Origin of the sequence: Arthrobacter sp. PM3, assembly GCF_003352915.1 — a bacterium.
Lineage (GTDB): Bacteria > Actinomycetota > Actinomycetes > Actinomycetales > Micrococcaceae > Arthrobacter.
The window spans coordinates 4,009,484-4,019,217 of record NZ_CP022314.1 but is presented as its reverse complement, the minus strand read 5'-3'; the positions used below and the strand labels follow the sequence as shown (position 1 = coordinate 4,019,217).

At 69.8% G+C, this 9,734-nt stretch carries 9 protein-coding genes and 1 pseudogene; 4 read left to right on the top strand and 6 right to left on the bottom strand.

The window, feature by feature from the left end; all coding sequences use genetic code 11:
• The 6 genes and pseudogenes from CFN17_RS18260 to CFN17_RS18235 all read right to left on the bottom strand — a co-directional run.
• Positions 1–250 (bottom strand): annotated as a pseudogene (locus tag CFN17_RS18260) (IS30 family transposase); the annotation flags it as partial.
• Between the two features lie 96 nt (positions 251–346).
• Positions 347–1,174, bottom strand: coding sequence for an alpha/beta fold hydrolase (locus CFN17_RS18255; RefSeq protein WP_208749103.1), 828 nt, complete (start codon positions 1,172–1,174; stop codon positions 347–349).
• A gap of 4 nt (positions 1,175–1,178) precedes the next feature.
• Positions 1,179–1,508, bottom strand: coding sequence for a biotin/lipoyl-containing protein (locus CFN17_RS18250; RefSeq protein ID WP_208749102.1), 330 nt, complete (start codon positions 1,506–1,508; stop codon positions 1,179–1,181).
• Complete coding sequence (locus CFN17_RS18245; protein WP_261792488.1) at positions 1,501–2,466, bottom strand: alpha-ketoacid dehydrogenase subunit beta; 966 nt, start codon at positions 2,464–2,466, stop codon at positions 1,501–1,503. Before CFN17_RS18245 ends, CFN17_RS18250 begins: the two co-directional genes overlap by 8 nt.
• A 100-nt stretch (positions 2,467–2,566) precedes the next feature.
• Positions 2,567–3,604, bottom strand: a complete 1,038-nt coding sequence (locus CFN17_RS18240; protein ID WP_208749101.1) for a thiamine pyrophosphate-dependent enzyme — start codon at positions 3,602–3,604, stop codon at positions 2,567–2,569.
• A 132-nt stretch (positions 3,605–3,736) separates the two neighbouring features.
• Complete coding sequence (locus CFN17_RS18235) at positions 3,737–5,113, bottom strand: amino acid permease (protein ID WP_208749100.1); 1,377 nt, start codon at positions 5,111–5,113, stop codon at positions 3,737–3,739.
• A 190-nt stretch (positions 5,114–5,303) separates the two neighbouring features.
• Here CFN17_RS18235 and CFN17_RS18230 point away from each other — a divergent pair, with 190 nt between their 5' ends.
• The 4 genes from CFN17_RS18230 (at position 5,304) to nadB (ending at position 9,696) form a co-directional block, all read left to right on the top strand.
• A complete protein-coding gene (locus CFN17_RS18230; protein ID WP_208749099.1) occupies positions 5,304–5,777 on the top strand; it encodes an Lrp/AsnC family transcriptional regulator in 474 nt (157 codons plus the stop codon).
• 177 nt (positions 5,778–5,954) lie between these two features.
• Positions 5,955–6,665 (top strand): NrtR DNA-binding winged helix domain-containing protein, encoded by a 711-nt coding sequence (locus tag CFN17_RS18225; protein ID WP_208749098.1) that lies wholly within the window; start codon positions 5,955–5,957, stop codon positions 6,663–6,665.
• Positions 6,662–7,969 carry a quinolinate synthase NadA gene (nadA, locus tag CFN17_RS18220; RefSeq protein WP_208749097.1) on the top strand — a complete coding sequence of 436 codons (1,308 nt, stop codon included), beginning with the start codon at positions 6,662–6,664 and terminating at the stop codon, positions 7,967–7,969. The genes CFN17_RS18225 and nadA overlap by 4 nt, the downstream gene beginning before the upstream one ends.
• A complete protein-coding gene (gene nadB / locus CFN17_RS18215; protein WP_208749096.1) occupies positions 7,966–9,696 on the top strand; it encodes an L-aspartate oxidase in 1,731 nt (576 codons plus the stop codon). Before nadA ends, nadB begins: the two co-directional genes overlap by 4 nt.
• Positions 9,697–9,734 lie beyond the last annotated feature (38 nt).

The window sequence follows — 9,734 nt, the reverse complement described above, 5'->3', positions numbered from 1 at the left end:
TCATGATCACCGCCCGGTCCACCAGATCAAGCCGGTTGGACCCCGGCCGGACAGCGGGCACCGGGCCCGCCTCAACGCCTCCATCAACACCCATACGCATCTGCATGCCGCCAGTCTTGCCCAGCCACCGCTGCGTATTACTGCGCCACACCCCAATCCGGGCCGAGGCCTCCTTCACCGACACCCCCTGCCGCAGAAGTGAAAAGAACTCATCCTTCAGCGCATCCGGCGCCGGATAACCACTCGGCATAGCAACCTCCAAAAACAGAATGTTGCAACGACCGTATGATTTTGCGCGGTTCGGATGGGCGATAGGTGACCCCGCGTTGCTTTTAAGGGTCCAGCTCTAGACCGACAGGAAGCTGATGGCCCCCTGCTTGAAGGCGCGGCTGGTGACGGCGTTGGTGTGGTTGCGGCCGGGCAGGGTGATCTGCTCCACCATGGCGCCGGCGCGGGAGCCGATGGCGGCGAGGTCCGGCATGGATGCGGCGCGCTCGTCGTTTTCCCCGGCCACGAGCAGGATCGGCATGGGCGGGACGGCCTCGGCGGGGTCGAACGGCTCGCCCTTGATGGCCTCAATGAGCGAGAGCAGCGCGAAGATGTTGTTGCTCGGCAGCAGCTGGGCCATCTTCAGCAGCCCGGCGGTCGATTCGTCCGCGATCGGGGTGCCGTCGGCCAAGTACCGCTGCGCGGCGACCAGGTCGAAGTCCGCCAGCGGATCGGCAGTGTTCGGTCCGCCCAGGACCAGCCGGTGCACGAGCTCGTGCTGCGTGGCGCCGAACTCCCACGCCAGCCGGGATCCCAGCGAATAGCCGATCACGTCGAGTCCGCTGGACGGGTCGCCGTCGCGCAGGGGCCGCACGCCGGCGTCGAACGCTATCTGTAGCAGGTCCGCACGGATCCGGCTGGGGGAGTAGGAGTCCATGTCCTCGGGGGCGCCGCTGCGGCCGTGGCCCGGCAGGTCCACGGTGATGACGCGCCGGCCGGCCTCCAGGAGCGCGGCCAGCCAGCCGGTGTCCTCCCAGTTGAGCTTGGACGAGGAGGAGAAGCCGTGCAGCAGCAGCACCGGCCGGAGCCCGGCGTCGTGACCGGGCTCGTGCACCTGAACATACAGCTGGGGGTCGGTGCCCTCGACCGTGTGGGAATGCTGTTCGCCGGTGTGTCTGCCGCTCATGGTGTCAGTCCTCATCAAGTACGGCGCTCAGGCGGACCCGGCGCTTCGGTGCCTCTTCCCTCGGGACCGTGCCCACGATGCCGGCGGTGTTGTCCGGCACTTCAAACACAATCAGGGGCTCGCCGACATTGATTTTGTCGCCGGGCCCGCCGTGGATACGCAACACTTTACCTGCCTGCGGGCTGGGCAATTCAACGGCCGACTTCGTGGTTTCGACCTCCACGAGCGGCTGGTTGCGCTCCACCTGCTCGCCGGGGGACACGAGCCATTCCAGCACGGTCGCCTCGATGAGGCCTTCGCCGAGATCCGGCAGCGGGAAGGAAATTTCAGCCACGTTTGTACTCCAATACTCGCTGGATCCCGAAGAGGATCCGGTCAATGTTCGGGATGTATTCATCCTCCAGATCGCCGGAGGGATACGGGACGTCGAAACCGGTGACCCGCTCCACCGGGGCCTTGAGCGTGTCGAAGCAGGCCTGCGTGATCAGCTGCGCCACCTCGGCGCCGAGGCCGGAGGTCAGTGGGGCCTCGTGGACGACGACGGCGCGGCGCGTCTTGCGCACGGAAGCCGCCAGCGCCTCGGCGTCGATCGGCTTGAGCCAGCGCAGGTCCAGGACCTCGACGTCGATCCCGTCCTCCGCCGCGAGCTCGGCCACCTGCAGGCAGCGGGCCACCATGGCGCCCCACGCGACGAGGGTCAGATGCCGCCCCTCGCGCATCACCTTCGCGCCGGTGGGGGACCCGGACTTCGCGACATCGACCTCGCCCTTCTGCCAGTACCGGGACTTCGGCTCCATGAAGATCACCGGGTCCGGCCGCGTCGCGGCGTACTTGAGCAGGTGGTAGGCCTCGTGCGGGTTCGACGGCGAGACCACCTTGAGCCCCGGAACGTGGGCAAAGAGCGCCTCAAGGCTTTCGCCGTGGTGTTCGGGGGCGCGGATGCCGCCGAAGCTGGGCACCCGGAGGGTGATCGGCATCGGCAGGGTGCCGCGGCTGCGGTAGTTCATCCGGGCGACCTGGCACACGATCTGGTTAATGGCCGGGTAGGCGAAGCCGTCGAACTGGACCTCCGGGATGGGGTGGAAGCCGGCCATGGCCAGGCCCACGGACATGCCGAGGATGCCGGATTCGGCCAGCGGGGTGTCGAAGACCCGCTGCGCGCCGTGTTTGGCCTGCAACCCGTCGGTGATCCGGAAGACCCCGCCGAGCCGGCCGCAGTCCTCGCCGAAGATCAGGGTCCTCGGGTTCTCCGCGAGGACCTCGTCCAGGGCCCGGTTCAGCGCCTGCTGCATGGACAGGGTCTCGGAGGCGGGGGCATCCACGGCGGTTCCGCCTGCTCGGGTAGGGGTGGACAGGGTCGGAGTGGACACGGTCGGGGTGGACACGGTCGGGTTAGACATGCTCGGACTCCTCGCGCCAGTTGGCAGCCTGGGCCTGCAGGGCCGGGGTGGTTTCCTGGAAGACCAGGTCGAACATTTCGGTGCCTGGCCGGGCGCCGAGCGCCTCGATGCCCGTGCGGATCCGCTCTTCTTCGGCCTTGGCCGCGGCCAGGGCCTCGGCGAAGAACGCCTCGTCGGCGAGCCCGTCGGCGAGCAGCCGCTGCCGGAGCCGGTCAATCGGGTCCTGCCCTGCGCCGTCGCGTTCCTCATCGAGGGAGCGGTAGCGGCCCGGGTCATCGGAGGTCGAGTGCGGCCCGCGGCGGTACGTCATCGCCTCGATCACGACGGGTCCGCTGCCGGCGCGGGCATGCGCGAAAGCGCGGCGGGTGGCATCGACGACGGCGGCGACGTCGTCGCCGTGGACCCGCAGCGCCGGGATGCCGTAGCCGGCGGCCCGGGCGGCGACGGAGCCGCCGGCCACCTGCCGTTCGGTGGGAACCGAGATGGCCCAGCCGTTGTTCTGGACGAAGAACACCACCGGTGCCTTCATTACGGCGGCGAAGTTCATGGCCTCGTGGACATCGCCCTGGGACGAGGCGCCGTCGCCGAAATACGTCAGGGCGACGCCGTCCTTCTTATCCAGGGTCTGGCCGTGCGCCCAGCCGACAGCGTGCAGGACGGAGCCGGCGACGACCGCCTGGATCGGGGCCAACCGCGATTCCGCCGGGTTGTACAGGCCGCCGTGCCAGGTGGCCTTATGGGTGGACATGTAGGCCACCATGTCCACGCCCATGGTCCGGGCCACGCCCATCTCGCGGTAGGTGGGGAAGACGAAGTCGCGGGTGGTGTCCACGGCATAGCCGCTGCCCACCTGGGCCGCCTCCTGGCCGAGTTCGGGCGCGTATCCGGGGATGATGCCCTGCCGCTGCCAGGCGATGGCCGAGGTGTCCAAATGCCGGACGGCCACCATGAGCGCATAGAGCTCGCGGAGTTCCTCGGCGGTGAGGGGCCCGGCAGCGCCCCCGGAAGCCACGGGGAGAAGTGTGTCCATGCCTGTGACCCTAGTCACCGGCCTGAAGCTGGGCAATCAGCCTAGAAAACCCTGGCCAAACTGCGCAAAGCTGCCGCCTCCTCCGGCCTCAGGGTGAACAAGTTGTGCACCCGGGCGGCGCTGGCGGGGAGGCTAACGGCGGCTGACGCGCGCGCCGATCCAGCACGCCGCGGCAATGCCCGCCACGAGTGCCAGGGTGCTGACCAGCTGCTTGCTGCTGTCCGGGCTGCTGAAGCCGACGGCGAAGATCAGTGCCAGGAGTGCCAGGCCAAAGACCGTCAGGCCGGGGAAGCCCTTCATCCGCAGCGGCAGGGCGGTGCCGTCGCGGTCGGCCCGGCGGCGCAGGATCAGCTGGGAGACCAGGGCCGAGCCCCACACCACCAGGCATGTGGAGCCGACCAGCTGGAACAGGGCCGGCAGGATCTTGTCCGGGAAGAGCAGTTCCAGGACGGCGGCCAGGAACCCGAACGCCACGGAGACGCTCACGGCCAGCACCGGAACCCGGGCCGTGTTGAGCTTCGAGAGGAACCGCGGGGCTTCGCCGCGCTCAGCGAGCGAGTACACCATGCGGGATGCGCCGTAGAGGTTGGCGTTTAGCGCCGACAGCAGGGCGATGACGGCGACGAGGGTGATCGCCGCCCCGGCGCCTGGGATGCGGGCGACGTCGAGGACGCCGGCGAAGGGCGACTTCAGGGCCGGCGAGGTGGCGGGCAGGACGGCGGCGATGACGAAGACCGATCCGATGTAGAACACCAGGATGCGCCAGACGACGGTGCGGATCGCCTGGGCGACGCTGCGTTCGGGATTTTCGGTTTCGGCTGCCGCCACGCTGACGATTTCCGTGCCGCCGAAGGCGAAGATCACCACAAAGAGCGCGGTGGCGATGCCGCCGAGGCCCGCGGGGGCGAAGTCGGACGTGAAGTTGCCCAGGCCGGGGGAGGGCACGTCCGGCAGCAGGCCCAGCAGCAGGGCCGCGCCGACGGCCAGGAACAGCAGGATGGCGGCCACCTTCAGGATGGCGAACCAGAACTCGAACTCGCCGAAGTTCTTCACGCCGGCCAGGTTGACCGCCGTGAACAGGGCCATGAAGATCAGGGACAGCGCCCAGACGGGGATGACCGGCCACACGGTGAACAGCAGCGCGGCGGCGCCCAGGGCCTCCGCCGCGATGACCACCACGAGCTGCAGCCACCAAAGCCAGCCCACGGTCGCGCCGGCGGTCTTGCCCATGGCCTTTTGCGCATAGACGGAGAAGGCGCCGCTGTTGGGGTTGGCGGCGGCCATCTCGCCGAGTGCCCACATGACCAGGATGATCAGTGTGCCGGCGACAAGGTAGGAGATCAGCACGGCCGGGCCGGCGGCCTGGATCCCCGCCCCTGAACCAAGGAACAGGCCGGCGCCGATCGCGCTGCCTAGGCCCATCATGGTCAGCTGGCGCGGTTTCATGCTGTGCCCCAGGGCCGGGGCCGGGCGGGTGGCGGGCAATTTCGCGGTGGACTTCATTGTCATACTGGCGAACCTTCGTGTGGTTTTTTTGATCTGTGCGTCCTTATGGGACCTATTGAATTTACCGTCTTTGGCGCGGCCCTGCTGGCCGCCGCCGCGCCGCTGCCGTGAGAGCATGGTGGCAGTTTGCTCACCAAAAGCGGGCCGGCGGCACCGGTTTGTCCGGCCGGGACCACGCGGGAAGGGAAAATCCATGGACGTCGATCCGCTGGATGCAAAGATTGTCCGATTTTTCACGGACTCTCCCCGGGCGTCGGTGCTGGAGGCGTCCAGGGTGCTGAAGGTGGCCCGCGCCACCGTGCAGTCGCGGCTGGACCGGATGCAGGACGCCGGCGTGATCGGCTCCTGGGTGCCGCAGCCGGACCCGGCGCAGTTCGGCTTCCCTGTGGTGGCGTTCTGCTCCCTCACCATCAACCAGGATCTGGGGCACGACGCCGTGGTGGAGGCCCTGGCGCGGATCCCCGAACTGATTGAAATCCACACGGTCTCCGGCAGTTCGGACCTGATGGCCCGCATCGCCGCACGCTCCAATCCGGACCTGCAGCGCGTCCTCGATGCCATGATCGCCACCAAGACTATCCTGCGCTCGTCGTCCGTGATCGTGCTCAACACCCACTTCCAGGGACGCACCCTCCCGCTGCTGGAAGCGGCTGCCGCCGGAAAGTGACCGGCGGCGCCCGGGCCGCTACACCCAACGTGACCTGCAACATTTTGCGCCCGAACGCAGCAGCCGTATCATTAGTTCTAGTCAATCTGACTATAACTACTCCGGCGGTCCGGCCGGAACCGTCCCGGCAGTCCCGACAGGGCCGGCCCGGGCCCGGAGAAGGCGGGGTGGAACACCGTGTACACGACGGCAGCCAACGTCTCGGAGCGCCAGCTCGCTCCGCCGTCGCTGGCCATCTCCACGGTGATCTTTGCGCTGCGTCCCAGCGAGCGGACAGGGCGGCCCACGCTCTGGATCCCGCTGGTGCGTCGGATCCGGGAACCCTTCAAGGACCTCTGGGCGCTGCCGGGAGGCCCGCTCACCCACTCCGAATCCCTCCAGGACGCCGCGTCGCGGAACCTGCGCGAGACCACGGGCCTGGCCCCGAACTACCTCGAGCAGCTCTACGCCTTCGGCGGGCTGCACCGCTCGCCCAGCCAGCGCGTTGTCTCGATCGTGTACTGGGCACTGGTCCAGCCCACGGAAGCCGCCCTCGCGGACGAGTCGGAGAACGTGCGCTGGTTCCGGGCCGACCGGCTCGGCGAGCTCGCCTTCGACCACAACGCGATCATCGACTACGCCCTCTGGCGGCTGCGCAACAAGATGGCCTACGGCTCCATCGCGTACCACCTGCTCGGCGAATACTTCACCCTCGCCCAGGTCCGGGAGGTCTACGAGGCCGTCCTGGACCGCGAGCTCGATCCGGCCAACTTCCGCCGGCAGGTCAAGGCCACGCCGGAAATCGAAGAAACCGATCAGTACCTGCAGGGCGGCAAACACCGCCCGCCCCGCCTCTACCGCTTCACCGGCCGCCCCGGCCTTGACCCAGACAACAGGAGCACACCATGAGCAGCGTCAACACGGCCATCCAGCTGATTACGCGCGAGCAGGCCACCGCCATGGCAGGCGGCCCGGCGGCCAACACCTGCAGCCCCGCCCTGGCCCGCGGACCGTGGGACTTCGACCTCGCCGAGGCCCTCGCAGGCGTGCCCGCCTACGGTCCCGGCGCCTCCTCCGCGGACACCGCCCCCGCGTCGACTCCGCGTCAGGGACAGCTGCCGGAAGAGTACAAACTGGCCGGCGACGCCGAACTCGACGCCCGGATCCGCGCAGCCAAAGCGGCCCTGGGGGACCGCGCCGTCGTCCTGGGGCACTTCTACCAGCGCGACGAGGTGGTCGCGTACGCCGACTTCGTGGGTGACTCATTTCAGCTGGCCAACGCGGCGTTGACCCGCCCGGAGGCCGAGGCGATCATCTTCTGCGGCGTCCACTTCATGGCCGAAACCGCGGACATCCTGTCCCGGCCCGAGCAGGCCGTGATCCTGCCCAATCTCGCCGCGGGCTGCTCCATGGCGGACATGGCGGACATCGACTCGGTGGCCGAATGCTGGGAACAGTTGGAGGAACTGTTCGGCACGGAGCCCGACGCCGACGGCCGGGTGCCGGTCATTCCGGTCACCTACATGAATTCCTCGGCTGCGCTCAAGGGCTTCTGCGGCGAGCACGGAGGGATCGTCTGCACGTCCTCGAACGCCGCCACCGTGCTCGAATGGGCGTTCGAACGCGGTCAGCGCGTGCTGTTCTTCCCGGACCAGCACCTGGGCCGCAACACCGCCAAGGCCATGGGCGTCCCGCTGGAACAGATGCCCATGTGGAATCCGCGCAAGGACCTCGGCGGCAATGATGCGCAGACGCTGCAGGACTCCCGCGTGATCCTCTGGCACGGCTTCTGCTCCGTCCACAAGCGCTTCAACGTCGGCCAGATCGAGAAGGCCCGTGCCGAGTACCCCGGCGTGCAGGTCATCGTGCACCCGGAATGCCCCATGGAGGTGGTCGACGCCGCCGATTCCGCCGGGTCCACCGACTTCATCCGCAAGGCCATCGCCGCGGCCACTGAGCCCACCACCTTCGCGGTCGGTACCGAGATCAACCTCGTCAACCGGCTGGCCGCGGAATACCCGCAGCACACCATCTTCTGCCTGGACCCGGTGATCTGCCCCTGCTCGACGATGTACCGCATCCACCCCGGCTACCTTGCCTGGGTGCTCGAAGCCCTCGTCCGGGGCGAGGTCGTCAACCGCATCACCGTGGACGACGCCGTCGCCGCCCCGGCCAAGGTGGCGCTGGAACGCATGCTGGCGGCGCGGCCGTGACCAGGCGGGTCGTAATCGTCGGCAGCGGCATCGCGGGGCTCTACGCCGCGCTGCTCGCCGCCGACGCCGCCGGCGGAAGCCATGACGGTGACGTGGAAGTGGTGCTGCTGAGCAAGGGGACCCTGGAGCAAAGCAACACCTTCTACGCCCAGGGCGGTGTCTCCGCCGTCCTGGCCCCGGGCGACGCCGCTCCCGGGGACTCCGTGGCCGCGCACATTGCCGACACCCTCGCGGCGGGCGCCGGGCTGAACGACGCCGAGGCCGTCCGGATCCTGTGTACGGAGGCCGTCCGGGACATCGCGGGCCTGTCCCGCTACGGAGTGCGTTTCGACACCCGTCCCGACGGCGGACCCGCCCTGGGGCTCGAGGCCGCCCATTCGGCGCCGCGCATCCTGCACGCCGGCGGCGACGCCACAGGCGCCTGCATCGCCCGCGGGCTCGTCGCCGCTGTCCTGGAACGTGCCGTCCTGGAACGCTCCGGCCGCGGCCGGCTCCGGGTGGAGACCAGCGCGTTTGTCACCGGGCTCCTGACGGACCCCCTGCCCGGTTCCGCGGCACAGCCCGGCAGCATGCCGGCCCGGGTCACCGGAGTGGAATATCTGGCCGGCGGCCGGAGCCACCTGGTCAGGGCCGACGCCGTCCTGCTCGCCACCGGCGGCGCCGGCCGGCTGTTTGCCCGCACCAGCAACCCCGCCGTCGCGACGGCCGACGGCGTGGCCCTGGCCTGGCGCGCCGGTGCCGCGGTGCGGGACCTGGAGTTCTTCCAGTTCCACCCCACCACCCTGGCCGTCGAAGAGGTCCCGGGCGGGCCGCCGGCCCTGCTCATTTCCGAGGCCGTCCGCGGCGAGGGAGCCGTGCTGCTGGACGCCGCGGGGCACCGCTTCATGCCGGACTACCACCCGGACGCCGAACTCGCCCCGCGCGATGTCGTCTCCCGCAGCATCGCCCTGCACCTGGCCGCCACCGGGGCCGCGCCGGACAGCCCGGTCTACCTGGACGCCCGGGGCATCGAGGCCGCACGCGGCGCCGGCTTCCTGGCCCGCCGGTTCCCGACCATTACGGCCGCCACCCGGGCGGCCGGCCACGACTGGACCGCCGAAGTGGTTCCCGTATCCCCGGCAGCCCACTACTGGATGGGCGGAGTGTCCACCGACCTCTGGGGCCGCACCACCGTCCCGGGGCTTTACGCCGCCGGCGAGGTCGCCCGCACGGGCGCACAGGGCGCCAACCGGCTGGCGAGTAACTCGCTGCTCGAAGGCCTCGTGTTTGGCCGCCGCGCGGTCGAGGACTTCCTGCGTGCCGCCGTCCACGCTCCGCACTGGCCCGCAGCGGCCCCCGGGGACGTCCACCCGGGCAGCCTATTGCCCGCCCCGGCCACAGTCCCGGCCGGTGCTCACGGCGCAGCCGCGGACGAGGTTCCGTTCAGCAGGCAGGCCCTGGGCCGGCTCATGACCGCGGCCGCGGGAGTGACGCGCACCGGTGCCGGACTCGACGCCGCCGCGGCCCGGCTGGCGCGCTGGAGCGCCGACGTCGGGACCGGTTCCCCTGCCGCCGGGAACCCCGCCGGGTCCGACCAGGCCGCCCACGAGGACCGGAACCTGCTCCTGGCGGCCGGGCTCCTCGTCGCGGCAGCCCGGCAGCGCACGCGATCCGTCGGAGCCCACTACCGGGCGGACACGCACGACGCCCCGGCCTTCACCCATTCCATGCAAAGGATTTCCTCGTGACCACGACTGCCCATGCAAGCCCGGAAACCCTGCCCGCC